The organism is Lysinibacillus sp. UBA5994 (assembly GCF_002429725.1).
Classification (GTDB): Bacteria; Bacillota; Bacilli; order Bacillales_A; family Planococcaceae; genus Lysinibacillus; species Lysinibacillus capsici.
The window spans coordinates 82934-99327 of sequence record NZ_DJAU01000041.1; the positions used below are offsets into that span (position 1 = coordinate 82934).

Below are 16394 nucleotides of genomic sequence, written 5' to 3' on the forward strand. Positions count from 1 at the left end.
TGTTTTACGCATAAATAAGCGTGTTTTAGAAGGACTACTCTTTGCGTTGTTTCTTCATTATTTTATAAATCACTTGCCCAATTCATTAGCATAGAAGCCACTAATTTTGCATAGCGATCAATCCAATAGTCTGCTTCTTTTGGTGTAACCATCAGTTGTGTGTGTGAGCCAGCGAAGGTTTCCTCAAACAGCTGCTGCCGCTCCTCTTTCGTCCATGTCGCCCATTCTCCAAATATAGGTTGTACTAATGTCATATCCAGTTCCTTGTTGATATCTGGTTGCCATGAGGATAATGAAAGCTTTGATGACGGTTTACTGCGTTCAGCCACACGAGCAGCTATCGAACGTAGCATAGTTTCTACCGCATCCGCAATTAATACAGGTGCATCTACTACAGTAGGGATCCCTATTGCTGTTACGGGAATGCCAAGCATCTCATAGGAAATCTCTTGCCGTTGATTGCCTACTCCTGAACCTGGATGTATGCCTGTATCTGTTAATTGAATCGTTTTACAGAGTCGATTACTCGCTCTTGTAGCAAGTGCATCTACTACAATGATTAATTTCGGTTGCAAACGTTCAGCAATAGCAGCCACAAACTCACCTGTTTCGTAGCCTGTTTGTCCTGTTACACCAGGAGCATACATGACAAATTTTTCATCAATGACATCTAAACTATGCAAATGGTCAATTAAATAGGGACCTATTGCATCGGGTGTTATAGTGCGATTTCCTAAACCGACTATTAAAATTTTATCGTCTTCTTGCCAAGAAAGTGCGTCATGCATTTTTTTGAAATTTACAAGCAATTCTTTTTCAAGTTGTGCAAAGCCTTCTTGATCTTCTAATGTTAGTGTCGGGACAGAAAGGGTAATATACTGCCCTTCTTTTTTACCAATTTGCTTTTCCCCTTCAGCATCTACAAGAACATCTGTAATTTTTACTCTACCAGCATTCCGATCTTCAATTTGAATGCCACTTGATTGTTCAAGCTTTTCTTTTTGCTCTTTGGTCTGATGGACAACTACCTCTTCTGATTCATCGATTAAATCTGTTCGTTGCCAATTAAAATTTTGCATACAGTTCACCTCAAGCTGTAGTTTGTTCAAACTGTCAAGTAAATATTCTTTGCATTTATCTATTGCAATTTGGCCAAGCGTTTGTTAAAATGATTTTTGTTGTATTGACACAAGAAATCAATGAGAAGATATCATCTCGTACCTAATTTAGGAGGTGAAATATATGCCAAACATTAAATCTGCGATTAAACGCGTAAAAGTTAACGAAAAAGCTAACATTGCTAATTCTCAAGCTAAATCTGCTATGCGTACTACAGTGAAAAAAGCTGAAAACGCTGTTGCTGACAATGCTGAAAACAAACAAGAACTTTTACAAGCAGCTTTCAAATCATTAGATAAAGCAGCTTCAAAAGGACTTATCCACAAAAACGCGGCGGCTCGTAAAAAGTCTCGCCTTGCTAAAAAAGCGTAATTGTTTAAAGGATCAGATACTCTATTAGGAGTAGCTGATCTTTTTAATTTTATAGAGAACAAAAAAAGCTGCCCTTATTAGACAGCTTTCTTTGCCTATAGTTGGCGCAATAAAAATAGCTCTAGATAGCGCTCTCGATTTCCACCAGACGATTTTAGCTGTAAATCAACCTCTGCTAATTGATATAATGCCCGTAGCAAATTTTCTTCTGAAGGCCGATGCCGTTGCTCAATCATAAGTTTGACGCGATACGGATGAATTTTTAAATTTTTAGCGATTTGTTGAGGGTGATAACCTTTTTTCAATAAATAAAAAACATTTGACATGGTACGAACATTGGATGCTAGCAAGCCCACTAACATAATAGGTTCTTGTTTTTGTCGCAATAAATCATGATAGATAGACAAGGCTCCGACAGAGTCATTTGCCAAATATGCGTTAAGCATTTTAAAGGCATCTTGCTCTAATGTTTTTGCCACCAAATCCTCCACTAAAGAAGTTGTAATTTCGCCACCATCACCTAAATAAAGGGTTAGCTTGTCAATTTCCATCTGTAATTGTAGCATGTTGGCTCCGACCATCGTAACAAGCAATTCAATAGCATCTTGTGTAATGCTATTACCTTGTGTTTTGACAATGCCTTGAATCCATACGGCTAAATCCTGCTCTTTTGGTGTTTCTGCTTGTACAAATAATGCATGCTCTTTCATCATTTTAGTCACTTTTTTGCGCTCATCCAATTTTTCATAAGGAGCAATAAAAACCGTTACGGAAAAATCAGAAGGATTCGACAACCATGTTTCCAATCGTTTCACATCATGATCGATTTTTTCCTTCCCTTTCTCGGTTGCCTTTAAAAACGAAGCATTTTTAGCAATAATAAGCTTACGTTCTGAGAAAAAAGGAATGGTATCTGCTTCATCCATGACTGCATCTACTGGTACTTCTTCTAAATCAAATGTGGACATCTCCAGATCTTCTTCTGGACCCATTGCCTCTTTTAAACGTTTAATAGTTTCATCTATAAAATAGCTTTCTTCACCAACAAGCAAATATACTGGTGCAAGCTCACCTTTTTTTATTGTATTCCAAACCGTTGAAATCATAATTTTCCCTCCATCTAGCAATACTATTAGTATACATGATTTCATAGTCCTTTGTGTCTTTGACCGAATTGTGTCGATTCCTTGCCAGACGGGGAAATCACCTTTTCGATATAGCTTTTATGACCATGTTGTCTTATAATAAATAACAGAATTGGAGGGATAACAATGAATCCATTTGAAGGAAAAAACATACAATGTCGACGTAACGATGCCATCGATTCTGGTGTTGGCTTCGGTGTATCATTTGGCGTTTTCACGCTTATGTTTATTATTGCAACTATAGTAGAATTTGTATCACAGTAATTGGACTTATGCAGGAGAAGGGCCTTGGTCATTGGACAAGGCCCTTTTCATTTACGCTAACGGACCAGCGATTATCACGAATACGTATTTCGATTGATCCATTCACCCCTGTTGTCCATGTCACTAAATCTCTACTGACAAAACGTTGTACTACTTCTTCATGTGGATGACCATAACGATTATGGAGACCTGCACTAAAAACGGTTAATTGGGGCTGTAGCAGCTCGACAAATTCTTCTGTGCTTGATGTCTTACTCCCATGATGCCCTGCCTTCAGCAATGTGAGATTGGCCAATAAAGGTCCATAACGCTTGATCAGCTGTTGTTCGCCATATTGCTCCAAATCCCCTGTAAATAACGCTGTAAACGCCTTTTGCTGCATGTACAGGACAAGAGAATCATCATTTCCCTCATACAAGGCGTCATCAGGCCATAAGTAATAAAAATCTGTATCCCCTACATGCCACGAAGTCCCCTTCATTTTTTCTTTAATAGGAATATGTCGCTTATTTGCTTCTCGCAATAAATCATCCATTAAAGGCTCATTCAATGAACCAGGTGTAACGTGTATTTCCTTCATGTTAATCTCTTGTAAGACTTCCTCTGCTCCTTCAATATGATCTGCGTCTGCATGCGAAGCAATAAAAATATCGATAGTTCGTATACCCTTGCCTTTTAAAAATGGGACCACGACTTGCTTCCCTACCTCATATGGACTATCTGCTTTCTTCCACGATGCCTGCTCAAAGCGCAATACTCCACCTGTATCTATAACATAGACAGCCCGTCTAAAAGGCAATTCAATGACAATACTATCTCCTTGCCCTACATTTAAGAAGGTAATCTTTGTTTCGTTATACAACATGGGTGCCAAATGAATCCAAATAACAGGGATGACAAGGATCAAAATAGCTTTCCTGAATCTTTTTATTTCCAAATAATAGAAGCTTGCTAAAACACTTAACATCGCCACGCAGCTCAGCCAAATAGATGGTTTGCCTGGTGACCATAATTGCCAAGGAAGCTCTTGCATATAAAAGATTACTTCGGTCAGCCAATTACGTAGTGGTTCATAGCCAGCAAATAGGACATTAGCAAGTGGTAAAGAAAAATAAGATAGCACAAAGGCAATCATGTTAAAGGGTAATATAATAAAGGAAAACAGTGGAACAAAAACAATATTGACAAAAAACGAGGATAAAGATAATTCATAAAAATGATGGAGTAATAGTGGGTAAACGAGCAGTTGGCACACGAATGTGATAAAAAAAGAACGACCTAGCCAAGTTCTTGTCTGCTTAAAAATAATACCAGAATAAAGAAGACTAGCGGTTGCTAAATAGGATAGCTGGAAACCAATTTGGAAAATAACACCTGGCTCAAGCAAAACAAAGCCTATAAAGCTAATAGCTAATGCATCATCCATCGAAAGAACCCACTTAAAAAAGCGCAGTAACATCATCAATTCTACTACAGAAACAGCACGCCATACGGAAGGTGCTCCCCCTGCAATGACTCCATAAACCGGTAAGAGGATCAATAGCACGACAGTAGCCATTTCCTTGCGAACTCTTATTCTAAGTAATCCTTCAAAAAAGAGCCAAGACATCAGCGCGACATGTAGCCCAGAAATCGCAAATAAATGGGTAATACCAAGCTTTTGATAGGCACGCTGCAGTTCATCCTCCATCTGATCTTGCACCCCTATTAAAAGTGCTTGAGCCTCTGCTACAAGTGATTTTGGAAAAGTCCTCTCTATATGCTTTTTCATTTTGTGTCTTACTTCGGCAAGAATAGTGAAGATGGAGGTTCGTTTTCCTACATAATGCCAATTCGTGATTTCAACAACGCCTGTTGCTCCTTTGCTCGTTAAATAGTTTGACATGGAAAAGGCATAAGCATGTGCAGATGGAGAGGGAGTCACGAGTTCACCTTTTGCAGAATACGTCATTCCAGTTAATGTGGTATTTTCATAAAAATTTTTCTCTTGTTCCGAGGAAAAGGTATAAACTACGTAAAGTTTTTGGCCATTTGTTGTTGTAGCAAACCCACGGAGTTTTTGCCCGTTTATTTTATAGTCACTTGACCAAGTTATAGGGAAGGTTGACGGTAAAGGGGAAGGTTCCCTCAGATGATTGATAGAAAGGAAAAAATAAGTTAGTAGACCACTAGTTAGCACAAAAATTGCAAGAAAACGTGACTCACCTTTTATGGTGAGCCACAGGACTAGTAGCAGTAAAAAAATGAGTAGCCATACTGATTTGTATACTGCAATAGCAGCTATCAATACAGCAAGAGCTACCATAATCCATCTATGCTTTAAAGCTTGATGCCAAATAATGCACTCACCTTCTGTTCATATGGGAGCAATTTTTCAGCAGATACCCCACTCTCGCGAAGCTCGTGCAGCATTTCTGTATACAAAGCTAGTTTGTCATCTCGTAAAAAATCAATTTTACGTTCATCAAAGGGTACATGAACTACTTCCACTCCAGCTTTTGCAAATAACTCCTGTGCATATGGATTATTTTTATAATCTGTTGCGTAATACACACGTTCTATGCCAGCTTGAATGATAGATTTTGTACATGGTAAACATGGAAAATGTGTTACATACAAATCAGCACCTTTTGTAGGTGTTCCATATTTAGCACATTGCAGTAAGGCATTCATTTCAGCATGCACGGTACGGACGCAATGATTATCAACCACATAGCACCCTTTTTCGATACAATGCTCGTCCCCTGTAATGGAACCGTTATAACCACCTGCAATGATGCGTTTGTCCCGTACAACAGTTGCTCCTACAGCTAATCTTGTACATGTACTACGTAATGCGAGTAAATGGCTTTGTGCCATAAAAAATTGATCCCAAGTAATTCGCTCCATATGACTACCTCCAAAAATTGTCTAACTAATTAACTTTCTCTTGCTTTTCTACTATAGTGTAGCCCTTTTAGAAAAGTGGCGTCAATATACCATCCTGTAAAAGCATTACTTTACAGTAATCGCATCCTTTAGCTTTTCAAATGTTTTATCACCAATACCACTAACATTTTTTAAGTCATCTATGGTTTGAAACTGCCCATTTTCCTCTCGATACGTAAGGATACTTTGTGCTTTAGAAGGACCGATTCCTGGCAATGTTGCTAACGTTGCTACATCAGCTTTATTGATATTAATCTTTTGCTCCTTATTAGTCTCAGTAGGTAACGTTAACAAAGAAGAGGATCCTTCCTCTAGCTGTTCGCCCATGATAGGAATATAGATTACCATTTCATCCTGTACCTTTTGGGCATGATTGATAAATTGTGTGTCAGCATTCTCTGTATAGCCACCAGCAAGCTGTACAACATCTTTTATACGTTGGTCTTGCTCAAGTTCATAAACGCCTGGATACATTACAGCACCCTTTATTTCCACAAATACCTGCTGCATAACCGCTTCCTCAGCAGATTCACTCAAATTTTTTTCTTCAATAGGTTGGATTGTTTCGATGAGCTCTTCTTGGGGAGGTGAAGAGTCAGAACTCGAAAAATAGAAGTAACAAAGTCCACTGACGACGAGTATGCTGGGGAATAACATACTTTTTTTGTACTTTTGCCATAAAGATTGTAGCACAGTACCATCCTTTCCTTGCGAAAGGTCATCATATGGAGTTATATATATCTTACACTATGGATGGGTGGTTGAAAATGATAAAAAAACATCAGGAGTTTCAATTTACCTGTTGAAGAGAGCTATCCTCTTAGTTATATCCAGTTTTATCCGACAATTTAGCCTCTTTATCCGCCTGTTCAAGTGTTCTATCCGCTACTTTAATCTTTCTATCCACTACTTTAGCTTTTCTATCCATCAAAAAAGCCACACTGCGTATTACACAGTGTAGCTCCCTTTTCTTTATTTCAGCGCACGAATAAAAATGCGTTCACTTTCCTCATCAGGTGCCTCATCTGTAAAGTCTGCTGTAATTTCCACATGACTAAAACCGATGGCATGCAACCAAGCCATATACTGCTCGATAGTGTAAGTACGTTGCACGTGCTCCTCATCAAAGCGCTCATATAATTCACTTGCGTCAACTCGGACATAAAAGGTCATTTGATGAATAACCGAATGTTCAAAGTCGGCAGGCTCCGTATGCCATATATAACTAATGTCACCATCATCATACGTGAACGGACCATCTAAAAAAATCTCATTCATTTTAAATAACGAGTGAACATCAAAAAACAGCTGACCTCCATCACGCAACGCCGTATAGATACGTTCTAATGTCGTATAAACAGAGTGCTCCTCTACCACATAATTCAAGGAATCAATTGTGATTGTGACAACATCGATTTCCTCAAAGCCATCTAGTTCGACCATAGACATACAGTATAATGGTGCATGGTAGCCTGCACCAGCAAAGCGTTCTGCGGCAATGGACAGCATCTCTTCTGATAAATCGATTCCACTGACTTGATAACCAGACTTTGCAAATAACAAGCTAAGTACACCAGTGCCACAACCAATATCCAACAGTTTTGGGTACTGGCTGCTTGGTGCATGCTGTACAACCCAATCTACATAAAGATTGTAAGGAATATCCGTTTGCAGCTCATCATAGACATGAGCAAAGCGTTCGTAACTCACTTAGTTAGGCCTCTGGCATGTCTAGTTGCGGTGCATCGCCCCAAAGACGCTCTAAATTATAATAAGCACGCTCATCCTTATGGAATACATGTGCCACAACATCGCCTAGGTCAACTAGTACCCAACGAGCTCCATCAAATCCTTCGACACGGCGAATTTCATAGCCTTGTTGTTCAGCTACATCCTGTAATTCGCGTGCAATGGCTTGCACTTGGCGATCTGAGTTACCATGAGCAATGATAAAATAATCTGCTAAAAGGGAAATTCCTTGCATATTTAAAACGACAATATCCTCACCATGTTTGTCGTCAATTGCTTTGTACGCTGCTTGTAATAAAGTTGAAGTCATCCTTCACTATCCTCTCTGTTCATCATATCGTTATAACATTCTATAGATAAAGGATAAATCGGCTGCTTTGTGTCAATTAAAAATGCCAAAGTATGGCGTACACATGCACTCATCGCCTTATCCAAATTTTTTTGTGCTTTTTTGCGCAGACGATCAACTCCATCAAATCGACGGTTCGGTTCAATCATATCTGCGACAAAAATAATTTTTTCTAAACGGCTCATATTAGCCCGCCCAGTTGTATGGAAACGAATAGCATTCAACAGCTCTTCGTCTGTGATACCAAACTCACTTTGTGCTATATATGCACCTACTGGACCATGTAGTAATTCACTACCCCATCCAATTAGTCTTTCATCTAATTTTTCATCACGAACGATATTCTCCATCCACTCAATATCAGCATATTTAGCAATATCATGGAGGATAGCTGCTGTTTCAGCTTTTTTTACGTCCTCGCCATATTTATGAGCTAGGTTGATGGCCGTTTCCATCACTCCGACTGTATGAATATAACGTTTTTCAGGCATTCTTGGCTTAATCGCCGCTAAATACTGTTCGCGTTCCATAAAGACCTTCCTCTCGTATGAACGTCTCTACAGCTTCTGGTAGTAGAAATGTCACCGTTCCTCCTGTAGCCAGGCGTTCACGAATCAGTGTGGACGATAAATCGATTTGAGGTATTTCCACCATACGTATAGGGTACTCTGTTGCCGCGGCTGTCCCTGGACGCTTTACTCCGACAAACTGAACAAGTTTCACTAAATCATCTATACAATGCCATGTATGTAGCGAATCAATCATATCGCCACCGATGATAAAGTAAAATTTCACATTCGGCTCTCTTCTACACAATGCAGAAAGTGTCTCATAGGAATAGGATACGCCACCCTTCTCAAGCTCATACGACTCTACTGAAAAATAAGGAAATGGACGAATCGCACGTTTTACCATTTCAAGTCGTTCAACATTACTAGCATCAAAACGTGCATGCTTATGTGGTGGGATGGCATTAGGCATAAAGCGGATTTCATCAAGTTCTAGCGCATGAAATACTTCATTTGCCATTAAAAGATGACCCATATGTGGTGGGTTAAATGTACCTCCAAGTAAACCGACCCTTTTCATCGTCTCACCTTATTTCGTTACTTTTGGTAATACAATCTTTTTATGATTGCGTGACTCTTTATATAAAACAACTGTCAGACCGATTAATTGGACAAGCTCCGCATGAGCGCCTGTGGCTAATGCTTCTGCGACTTCATGTTTATCCTCTTCACAGTTATCTAAAATACGTACTTTAATCAATTCACGTACTTCTAATGCCTCGCGAATTTGCTTTGTCATTTCATCATTAACTCCACCTTTTCCCACTTGGAAAATAGGTGTTAAATGGTGTGCTTCTGCACGTAAAAAACGTTTTTGTTTACCTGTTAACATAAAAATTAGTTTCCTCCTAATTGCGCCTTCAGTTGCGCAATCATTGAATTTGTATTTGGATAGTTTCCTAACCAGTGTTCAAAAGCGATGGCTCCTTGATGGACAAACATTCCTAAGCCAGTGACAATCGTTGCTCCTTTTTCTTCAGCCGCTTGTAAAAAAGGCGTCATTAATGGATTATACACAATATCCGCAACAATTGCTTCTTTCATCAGCCGATCTAATGAAAATGGCATTGAAAAATTGCCCGTGGAAAGGCCAGCTGATGTCATTTGCACAATAATGCTGAAATCAGCTAGCGTTTCTTCCGCTTGTTGTAATGAAATGGCACGTCCCATACCCATTTCATCAATAATCATTTGTGCATTCGTCACCGTACGATTGGCGATGGTTACATGACGATAGCCTTGTTGCTGCATAGCAAAGGCAATGCCTCGAGCAGCACCTCCAGCACCAACAAGTAATACAGGCTTGTCTTTATGAGAAACCCCAACGGCTTCTTCCAGTGATCGAACAAATCCAATACCATCTGTATTATAGCCTTTCAGCTTTCCTTCTGTTGTTCGTACCACTGTATTCACTGCGCCCATTTTTTGTGCCAGCTCATCTAGCTCGTCTAGATACGGAATGATTGCTGTTTTATGAGGAATGGTCACGTTCCAGCCACTTGCCCCTAATGTCTTCAAACCAGCAACAGCAGATTCTAATTGATCAGGCGTTACATGTAAAGGAATATATGTCGCATCAATTGACATGTCCTCAAACCAAGCATTGTGCATGGCAGGTGATTTTGAATGTTCAATTGGATCACCCATAACTGCAAACCATTTCTTCATTTTTAGTCCCTCTCTCTACTATGTCCTCCATTTAGATCAGCGAAGGACGAATTGAAACTTGTACACCTTTTGGTGCGTAAGCTGCTACTACTACATTCGCGTGTTGAACGGTAATCCAGCCAAGCCCAGAAAATACTACATCTGTTTTCGCTTCTTTGATGGAAAATTCGTGACGAACCAATGGCGGTAACTGGTCGATAAAGTCCGCAGTTGGGGGTGCCAATAATTCTCCTTTATGCTCTTCATATAACGCATCGGCCTTCTCAAGCTTTGTACGATGGATTGGTAAATCATTTGCCACATGGATGGTAAAGGCGGAACGATCACCCTGAATAAAATCAAATCTTGCTAATGCACCAATAAATAGAGTTTGCCCAGCATTTTGTTGATAGACTTTCGGCTTAATTTCTTTTTTCGGCATAATATATTTTAATTCACTGGCATCAATATGATGAGCCATTTGATGATGATTAATAATACCTGGCGTATCATATAATGCACTACCATCATCCAATGGAATATCAATCATGTCTAAAGTAGTACCTGGGAAATGTGAGGTTGTAATCACTTCACCCTCACCTGTTGCCTGCTTAATAATTCGGTTAATGAACGTAGATTTTCCAACATTTGTACAGCCAACAACATATACATTTTGTCCTTTACGATATTCATCGATGGCTTCCATTGCTTCTGCCATCCCTTTGCCTTTATGGGCACTGACTAATAGGACATCGACAGGCTGTAGTCCAAGAGCCTTTGCTTCACGTTTCAGCCAGTTGATAACTTTTTTTGGCTTCACAGACTTTGGTAATAAATCAGCTTTGTTGGCAATCAATAGGACAGGATTCTTCCCTACAAAACGATGAAGCCCTGGTAGCCAGCTTCCATTAAAATCAAATATATCAACAATTTTTACGATTAAGCCTTGCTGTGTGCCAAGACCATTTAAAATACGTAAAAAATCGTCATCTGTTAACGATACTGGTTGAATTTCATTGTAATTTTTCAAACGGAAGCAACGCTGGCAAATGACCACATCCTTTTCTAATGATGATGGGGGTGCATACCCAACTGCTGTTTTATCTTCTGTTTGAATTGTTGTACCACAGCCAATACAATTTGGCATTTCAATCATTCTTGTTCCTCCCAAGTTATAATTCCTTTTCGTTTCAAATCATTAAATACGCGACGTTCAATGAAACGATTCAATTTTGTTACAAGCCCATCTGATTGTGCAACAGGCTTCACGAGCACTGTGTGTAAGCCTAAGCGATTTGCGCCCATTACATCCGTAAGGAGTTGATCTCCTACCATTACTACTTCATTTGGACGTAAGCCTAGTTGAATCAGTGCATTATAAAAAGCATTACGAAGTGGCTTTTTCGCCTTGTGAATATAAGGGATACCTAACGGCTCAGCAAAATGCTTTACACGAGCTTCCTTGTTATTTGACGCAATAATAACACGAATACCTGATTCTTTCATAATGCGTAACCAAATGATTAGCTCTTCTGTTGCATCTGGACGATCCCATTCAACAAGCGTATTATCTAAATCCGTAATGATTCCTCTAATCCCTAATTCTTGTAACTTTTCCGGCGTAATTTCAAAAATATTCGTCACAAATTCGTTCGGTAATAAAAAATTATACAAAATAGCGACCCCTAATCTTAACGTATTATTCGACCATTATAGCATATTTGCAAAGGCTTCACCCATTCGAATTGGGCTTCCTTTTACAACATTATCCGTAAATTTAATTGTATCCTTTTCAAACAGCATCACAACAGTGGAACCAAATGAGAAATAACCAACTTCCTGCCCTTTCTGCCATTTCGTTGTTGTATTGGTAAGTACAATGGAATTCACAAAGGTTGCACCTACTTTGATAAATGCAACATGCTGATTATTTGCTGCTTTCAGCTCAGTCACTAAACGATAATTATGAGAAATTGGTTTTTTACCGTATGTAAGACCTAACTGATTCACAGGATAAGATTTCTGACCAAGTGTATATTGTCGTAAGACTTCTCCATCTATCGGGCTATGGATACGATGGTAATCAGCAGGACTTAAATAAAAAACAATAAAATGTCCGTCTGCATATTGTGCAGCTCGTTCTGTATTGCCGAGTAAATCTTGTAATGCATAAGGCTTACCCTTCACAAGAAATGTCATATCCCATTCAATACGTCCAAAGGATTCCACTTTTGCGTCCACTGGGCTGGCATAGACAGTTGGATTTTTTTCAATAGGTCGAGCTTCTTCAATAAGTTCTCTTGTAAAAAAATCATGTAAACATGAAAATTGTTGTTGTTTTTTTGAAACTTCTTCAAGGTTAATATCGTATAACTTCATGTAGCTTGGTATTATACGTTTACTCCACTTCGCTTTTGCTATTGTCTGCAAAAGATGGGAAGATTGCTTACCATTCGTTAGTTCTATCAAGCGTTGATATAGTTTTTCTTTCATACAGTAAAACCCCTATCCATTAATTTAGACTGTCAATTTTTTCGCATTCGAAGTATAATGGTACAATATCTTAAGTGCAAAGGAGTGATCCCCCTTGTTTTTTTATCACAAGTTGGTGGATACCACGGTTAAGAAAATGAAATCGCACGCAGCTAACTTCATAACAATTAGTAATATGTCCTTTGGAGGCGCGGCTATTATGGCCACTCTACATGAATACTATAGCTATAGTGTCTTGTTTATCTTTATAGCAGCTCTTCTTGATCGCTACGATGGTAAGGTAGCGAGAGCGCTCGGACAAGTGTCAGAATTAGGTAAACAATTAGATTCTATGAGTGATATTATATCATTTGGTGTGGCGCCTGCATTATTAATGTATGAAGTTGTTCTAGTTGATTTTGGTTTTGTCGGCATGATGATGGCCGTATTATTTATCGTCTGTGGCGCGATGCGTTTAGCTCGCTTCAATATTAGCGAAGCGAACGGTTATTTCACAGGTTTACCAATTACAGCCGCAGGTACGTTCTTAACTTTAACGTATTTCGCAGCTTATACGTTCCATCCGGCATTTTATCTTTTCCTTTTCCCCATTTTAGCTTTACTCATGATTAGTACATTTACGTTAAAAAAAGTGTAACAGCACATTTGCTGTTGCACTTTTTTCATTTCCCACGGCTTTTAAACATATACTGTCGAAAAATGGGGAAAGGATGAAATCATTCAATGAGCGGAATTTTTACATCGATGTTGCAGTTATGGCTTGAAATCCCTGCGTTGCTTGGCTATTTAAAGGGGCAAACATTCCATAAACCCTTTTCAAAAGAAGAGGAAGCTGCTTGTATTGAACGATTTTTAGGTGGCGATGAGCAAGCGCGTCTTGATCTAATAGAACGTAATATGAGGCTTGTCGCACATGTCGTTAAAAAATTCCATCCAAAACATGAGCAACTCGATGATTATATTTCTATTGGAACAATTGGACTAATGAAAGCCGTTGAGAGCTATACCCCTGATAAAAAAACTAGACTTGCCACATATGCAGCTCGTTGCATTGAAAATGAGATTTTAATGCATCTACGCACCCAAAAGAAAGTGCAAAAAGACGTTTCGCTATTTGAGCCGATTGGAACTGATAAAGATGGGAACGCACTGCAAATTCGCGATTTACTTCAGTGTGATGAAGAAAGTGCCACAGAGAAGCTAGAGCATAAAGAGCATGTAGCACAACTATACCACTATTTGCATATGCTCGATGAACGTGAGCTCGAAATTGTGACACTCCGTTATGGCTTAAATCAACAGGATGCACTTACGCAAAAGGAAATTGCAGCACGCTTAAATATTTCACGTAGCTATGTATCTCGCATTGAAAAACGGGCACTTATTAAACTCTATCAACTATATAAACGAGACCAAAAAACTATTGAATAATATATTGTAAAATGGTTATGAAAAAAATTCAATCCTTCAATGGCGGAAGATGCCTATTTCATGGCATATAAAAAACTCCTTTGCGACATGACTATGTCGCAAAGGAGCTTTCCCGTCATACTAGTGTGCTGATTCAGAGAGTTCTGCTGAAATCAACGTACCTATTAAAGTTGTAATAATGACTACACCTGCTGTTAAAAATAACATCATGAATGCCTCCCATTCTATTATGAAGAGATTTATTAATGTCAGTGTAGCATTTGTTTTTTGTATCAACTGTGATTTTTCTCACAGAATAAACCACACATTTTGACCATTCTGTGTAGTTTATAGTGAGGAAATTGCTTTTAATACGACTTGTGTCGAATGTTTTGCAGCAACTGGTAAAAATTCATCAAAGCTAATATTCGATTCTTTACCTGCAATATCTGATAATGCACGAATGACTACAAAAGGTGTAGCAAATTGATAACAAACTTGTGCAACTGCAGCCGCTTCCATCTCTACTGCTTTCATTTGAGGGAAATGGCGACGAACAGCCTCTACACGTTCAGGATCATTCATAAAAGCATCCCCAGAGCAAATTAAACCAACGCCATACTGGTGCTCTCCAACTGCCTTTACAGCCTCCTCAGCTACCTTCATCAATTTCTCATCTGATTTATATGCTGCTGGCATACCAGCCATTTGTCCAATTTCATAGCCAAAGATTGTGACATCCACATCGTGGTGACGAACTTCATCAGAAATAACGACAGCGCCTACCTCAAGAGCTTCATCATATCCACCTGCAGAGCCTGTATTAATGACAACATCTGGTTTAAACTCATGTAAAAGAATTGTCGTAGACATAGCAGCATTTACTTTACCAATACCGCTTTTTAATAATACGACTTCCTTGCCTTCAAAAGTTCCTGTTGTATACTCACTACCTGCAATCGTTGTGCTATGTGCATCGTCTAATGCTGCTCTTAGAAGCTCCACTTCCTCTTCCATTGCGCCAATTACTGCAATTTTCATGTACTGTTACTTCCCTTCTTTTATCAACTCTATTAAAAATAATCAAAAGAGTGATTTTCGTCAATAGGCGCCTTCTAATGTATTTAGTTGCTCTAGCTTCACAGGCTTCCACCCTTCATTATCAACCCATTCCATGCTTACACGATACATTTGAGATTTATCATTGGTCGAAACAGTTGCAATGGATGAATTAGGACCACCATTATTTTGCATACGCCAGATGATCATATTGCTTTGGTCAATACCTGTCACAGTAGATACTGTTGCTACTTTCTCAGCCCAGTCTACAGACGTGTCGTCATATGAAGACACATGCTGACCTGTTTGAGTTGTAGGTGTTGGTTGCCAATTTTTATTCGTGATGACCTTCTCAACAATAGGATTATCTGATGCTGATTCTTCTGCTGTGCCTTGTTCTTCCTGGGATGTCTCAGGTTCTGATTCTTCTTCTGAAGGTTTATCTTCTTCTACAGCAAGATCTTCTTTTTCTTCATCCGTCGGTTCTTTTTCTACTTCTTTTTCATCATCACCGCTCTGTTCTTCTTGAACGGGTTCTTCTTTCACTGCTTGATCTGCATCATCTTGCCATTTAAACACATAGGTTGCTGTGATAATAATGAGTACAACCACAACACCAATTAGAACATTCAATAGTTTATCTAGCTTTTTATTACGAGATGGCTGCAAATGACGACCACTTCGAGTTTGTCGTTCACTCATAATGTCTCCCCCTCTCTAGGCAATATTCTATCAAGTTCGACAGCACTTGCAAAATAATTCTACTCACTATTTTACTACAGAGTTATCACGCTAAAAATGGTACAAGCAGTCAGCCAAAGGCTAACTGCTTGTACATATACATATTATTTAATTGAGACAATTTTCACTTTCATTTCGCCGCCAGGTGTTTGAACGACAACCTCTTCACCTTCAGCACGACCAAGTAGACCTTTTGCAATCGGTGATTCATTCGAAATACGGAATTCCATAGGATCTGCCTCAGCAGAACCAACGATTGTATAAGATTCTTCATCTGTTGATGGCTTACCATTGATGATTTCTACGAATGTAACCGTTTTCCCTAGTGATACTACACTGTTATCTGTCTCGTCTTCAGAAATAATCACTGCATTGCGAATCATTGATTTTAATGTTGAAATACGACCTTCTAAAAAGGCTTGTTCTTCTTTAGCAGAATCGTACTCAGCGTTTTCAGAAAGATCTCCAAAATCACGTGCTATTTTAATGCGTTCAACGATTTCTTTTCGTGTTTCAGTTTCTAATTTTACTAATTCTTCTTCTAATTTA

At 39.0% G+C, this 16394-nt stretch carries 22 protein-coding genes; 4 read left to right on the forward strand and 18 right to left on the reverse strand.

The genetic code is table 11. The features are described 5' to 3' along the window. Positions 1 to 62 precede the first annotated feature (62 nt). Positions 63 to 1079 (reverse strand): GPR endopeptidase, encoded by a 1017-nt coding sequence (gene gpr, locus B3D98_RS13835; protein ID WP_048392158.1) that lies wholly within the window; start codon positions 1077 to 1079, stop codon positions 63 to 65. Between the two features lie 163 nt (positions 1080 to 1242). Between gpr and rpsT the strand changes: the two genes are divergently transcribed. After that, positions 1243 to 1491 carry a 30S ribosomal protein S20 gene (gene rpsT / locus B3D98_RS13840; RefSeq protein ID WP_008180898.1) on the forward strand — a complete coding sequence of 83 codons (249 nt, stop codon included), beginning with the start codon at positions 1243 to 1245 and terminating at the stop codon, positions 1489 to 1491. 95 nt (positions 1492 to 1586) lie between these two features. Here rpsT and holA read toward each other — a convergent pair whose 3' ends face one another. After that, positions 1587 to 2597, reverse strand: a complete 1011-nt coding sequence (gene holA / locus B3D98_RS13845; RefSeq protein ID WP_131520524.1) for a DNA polymerase III subunit delta — start codon at positions 2595 to 2597, stop codon at positions 1587 to 1589. A 165-nt stretch (positions 2598 to 2762) separates the two neighbouring features. Between holA and B3D98_RS13850 the strand changes: the two genes are divergently transcribed. Then, positions 2763 to 2900 (forward strand): YqzM family protein, encoded by a 138-nt coding sequence (locus B3D98_RS13850; protein WP_004226902.1) that lies wholly within the window; start codon positions 2763 to 2765, stop codon positions 2898 to 2900. A gap of 28 nt (positions 2901 to 2928) precedes the next feature. Here B3D98_RS13850 and B3D98_RS13855 read toward each other — a convergent pair whose 3' ends face one another. The 12 genes from B3D98_RS13855 to B3D98_RS13910 form a co-directional block, all read right to left on the reverse strand. Then, entirely contained in the window at positions 2929 to 5205 is a 2277-nt protein-coding gene (locus B3D98_RS13855; RefSeq protein ID WP_288583658.1) for a DNA internalization-related competence protein ComEC/Rec2, read from the reverse strand. Positions 5206 to 5219: 14 nt separating this feature from the next. Next, positions 5220 to 5789 (reverse strand): ComE operon protein 2, encoded by a 570-nt coding sequence (locus B3D98_RS13860; protein WP_004226897.1) that lies wholly within the window; start codon positions 5787 to 5789, stop codon positions 5220 to 5222. A 105-nt stretch (positions 5790 to 5894) separates the two neighbouring features. After that, a complete protein-coding gene (locus tag B3D98_RS13865; RefSeq protein WP_288583661.1) occupies positions 5895 to 6521 on the reverse strand; it encodes a helix-hairpin-helix domain-containing protein in 627 nt (208 codons plus the stop codon). A gap of 279 nt (positions 6522 to 6800) precedes the next feature. Continuing rightward, positions 6801 to 7538 carry a class I SAM-dependent DNA methyltransferase gene (locus B3D98_RS13870; RefSeq protein WP_288583663.1) on the reverse strand — a complete coding sequence of 246 codons (738 nt, stop codon included), beginning with the start codon at positions 7536 to 7538 and terminating at the stop codon, positions 6801 to 6803. Between the two features lie 4 nt (positions 7539 to 7542). Next, entirely contained in the window at positions 7543 to 7887 is a 345-nt protein-coding gene (gene rsfS / locus B3D98_RS13875) for a ribosome silencing factor (protein WP_004226890.1), read from the reverse strand. Then, on the reverse strand, positions 7884 to 8456 hold the full coding sequence (yqeK, locus tag B3D98_RS13880) for a bis(5'-nucleosyl)-tetraphosphatase (symmetrical) YqeK (RefSeq protein ID WP_048392153.1): 573 nt from the start codon (positions 8454 to 8456) through the stop codon (positions 7884 to 7886). The genes rsfS and yqeK overlap by 4 nt, the downstream gene beginning before the upstream one ends. After that, positions 8425 to 9015 carry a nicotinate-nucleotide adenylyltransferase gene (locus B3D98_RS13885; protein WP_221679999.1) on the reverse strand — a complete coding sequence of 197 codons (591 nt, stop codon included), beginning with the start codon at positions 9013 to 9015 and terminating at the stop codon, positions 8425 to 8427. The genes yqeK and B3D98_RS13885 overlap by 32 nt, the downstream gene beginning before the upstream one ends. A gap of 9 nt (positions 9016 to 9024) precedes the next feature. Next, positions 9025 to 9327, reverse strand: coding sequence for a ribosome assembly RNA-binding protein YhbY (gene yhbY, locus B3D98_RS13890; protein WP_048392151.1), 303 nt, complete (start codon positions 9325 to 9327; stop codon positions 9025 to 9027). 5 nt (positions 9328 to 9332) lie between these two features. Further along, complete coding sequence (gene aroE / locus B3D98_RS13895) at positions 9333 to 10163, reverse strand: shikimate dehydrogenase (protein ID WP_054550070.1); 831 nt, start codon at positions 10161 to 10163, stop codon at positions 9333 to 9335. Between the two features lie 31 nt (positions 10164 to 10194). Further along, positions 10195 to 11298: a ribosome biogenesis GTPase YqeH gene (yqeH, locus tag B3D98_RS13900; protein ID WP_054550069.1), complete on the reverse strand. Its 1104-nt coding sequence runs from the start codon at positions 11296 to 11298 to the stop codon at positions 10195 to 10197. Then, positions 11295 to 11816 carry a YqeG family HAD IIIA-type phosphatase gene (locus B3D98_RS13905; protein ID WP_016994153.1) on the reverse strand — a complete coding sequence of 174 codons (522 nt, stop codon included), beginning with the start codon at positions 11814 to 11816 and terminating at the stop codon, positions 11295 to 11297. Before B3D98_RS13905 ends, yqeH begins: the two co-directional genes overlap by 4 nt. A gap of 36 nt (positions 11817 to 11852) precedes the next feature. Then, positions 11853 to 12635 carry a phosphatidylserine decarboxylase gene (locus tag B3D98_RS13910; protein WP_048392148.1) on the reverse strand — a complete coding sequence of 261 codons (783 nt, stop codon included), beginning with the start codon at positions 12633 to 12635 and terminating at the stop codon, positions 11853 to 11855. A gap of 136 nt (positions 12636 to 12771) precedes the next feature. Here B3D98_RS13910 and pssA point away from each other — a divergent pair, with 136 nt between their 5' ends. Beyond that, positions 12772 to 13272, forward strand: coding sequence for a CDP-diacylglycerol--serine O-phosphatidyltransferase (pssA, locus tag B3D98_RS13915; protein ID WP_048392670.1), 501 nt, complete (start codon positions 12772 to 12774; stop codon positions 13270 to 13272). 86 nt (positions 13273 to 13358) lie between these two features. Continuing rightward, the gene (gene sigK, locus B3D98_RS13920) at positions 13359 to 14066 is read left to right on the forward strand and encodes an RNA polymerase sporulation sigma factor SigK (protein WP_004226867.1); all 708 of its coding nucleotides are present in this window, start codon (positions 13359 to 13361) and stop codon (positions 14064 to 14066) included. A gap of 120 nt (positions 14067 to 14186) precedes the next feature. Here sigK and B3D98_RS13925 read toward each other — a convergent pair whose 3' ends face one another. The 4 genes from B3D98_RS13925 to greA all read right to left on the reverse strand — a co-directional run. Beyond that, complete coding sequence (locus B3D98_RS13925) at positions 14187 to 14342, reverse strand: hypothetical protein (RefSeq protein WP_026023469.1); 156 nt, start codon at positions 14340 to 14342, stop codon at positions 14187 to 14189. Between the two features lie 51 nt (positions 14343 to 14393). Then, positions 14394 to 15086 carry a 5'-methylthioadenosine/S-adenosylhomocysteine nucleosidase gene (gene mtnN / locus B3D98_RS13930; RefSeq protein WP_016994157.1) on the reverse strand — a complete coding sequence of 231 codons (693 nt, stop codon included), beginning with the start codon at positions 15084 to 15086 and terminating at the stop codon, positions 14394 to 14396. A 60-nt stretch (positions 15087 to 15146) separates the two neighbouring features. Continuing rightward, a complete protein-coding gene (locus B3D98_RS13935; RefSeq protein WP_048392147.1) occupies positions 15147 to 15806 on the reverse strand; it encodes a YrrS family protein in 660 nt (219 codons plus the stop codon). 143 nt (positions 15807 to 15949) lie between these two features. Next, positions 15950 to 16394 (reverse strand): transcription elongation factor GreA (gene greA, locus B3D98_RS13940; RefSeq protein ID WP_288583671.1); only part of this gene is annotated, 445 nt, incomplete at its 5' end.

Bases quoted from the DNA above. Each gene is read 5' to 3' on its own strand.
- aroE (WP_054550070.1), bottom strand. From the start codon at position 10,163: ATGAAGAAATGGTTTGCAGTTATGGGTGATCCAATTGAACATTCAAAA.
- yhbY (WP_048392151.1), bottom strand. From the start codon at position 9,327: ATGTTAACAGGTAAACAAAAACGTTTTTTACGTGCAGAAGCACACCAT.
- B3D98_RS13855 (WP_288583658.1), bottom strand. From the start codon at position 5,205: ATGGTAGCTCTTGCTGTATTGATAGCTGCTATTGCAGTATACAAATCA.
- rpsT (WP_008180898.1), top strand. From the start codon at position 1,243: ATGCCAAACATTAAATCTGCGATTAAACGCGTAAAAGTTAACGAAAAA.
- sigK (WP_004226867.1), top strand. From the start codon at position 13,359: ATGAGCGGAATTTTTACATCGATGTTGCAGTTATGGCTTGAAATCCCT.
- holA (WP_131520524.1), bottom strand. From the start codon at position 2,597: ATGATTTCAACGGTTTGGAATACAATAAAAAAAGGTGAGCTTGCACCA.
- yqeK (WP_048392153.1), bottom strand. From the start codon at position 8,456: ATGGAACGCGAACAGTATTTAGCGGCGATTAAGCCAAGAATGCCTGAA.
- B3D98_RS13850 (WP_004226902.1), top strand. From the start codon at position 2,763: ATGAATCCATTTGAAGGAAAAAACATACAATGTCGACGTAACGATGCC.
- yqeH (WP_054550069.1), bottom strand. From the start codon at position 11,298: ATGATTGAAATGCCAAATTGTATTGGCTGTGGTACAACAATTCAAACA.
- pssA (WP_048392670.1), top strand. From the start codon at position 12,772: ATGAAATCGCACGCAGCTAACTTCATAACAATTAGTAATATGTCCTTT.
- B3D98_RS13935 (WP_048392147.1), bottom strand. From the start codon at position 15,806: ATGAGTGAACGACAAACTCGAAGTGGTCGTCATTTGCAGCCATCTCGT.
- B3D98_RS13910 (WP_048392148.1), bottom strand. From the start codon at position 12,635: ATGAAAGAAAAACTATATCAACGCTTGATAGAACTAACGAATGGTAAG.
- gpr (WP_048392158.1), bottom strand. From the start codon at position 1,079: ATGCAAAATTTTAATTGGCAACGAACAGATTTAATCGATGAATCAGAA.
- B3D98_RS13885 (WP_221679999.1), bottom strand. From the start codon at position 9,015: ATGAAAAGGGTCGGTTTACTTGGAGGTACATTTAACCCACCACATATG.
- B3D98_RS13860 (WP_004226897.1), bottom strand. From the start codon at position 5,789: ATGGAGCGAATTACTTGGGATCAATTTTTTATGGCACAAAGCCATTTA.
- rsfS (WP_004226890.1), bottom strand. From the start codon at position 7,887: ATGACTTCAACTTTATTACAAGCAGCGTACAAAGCAATTGACGACAAA.
- mtnN (WP_016994157.1), bottom strand. From the start codon at position 15,086: ATGAAAATTGCAGTAATTGGCGCAATGGAAGAGGAAGTGGAGCTTCTA.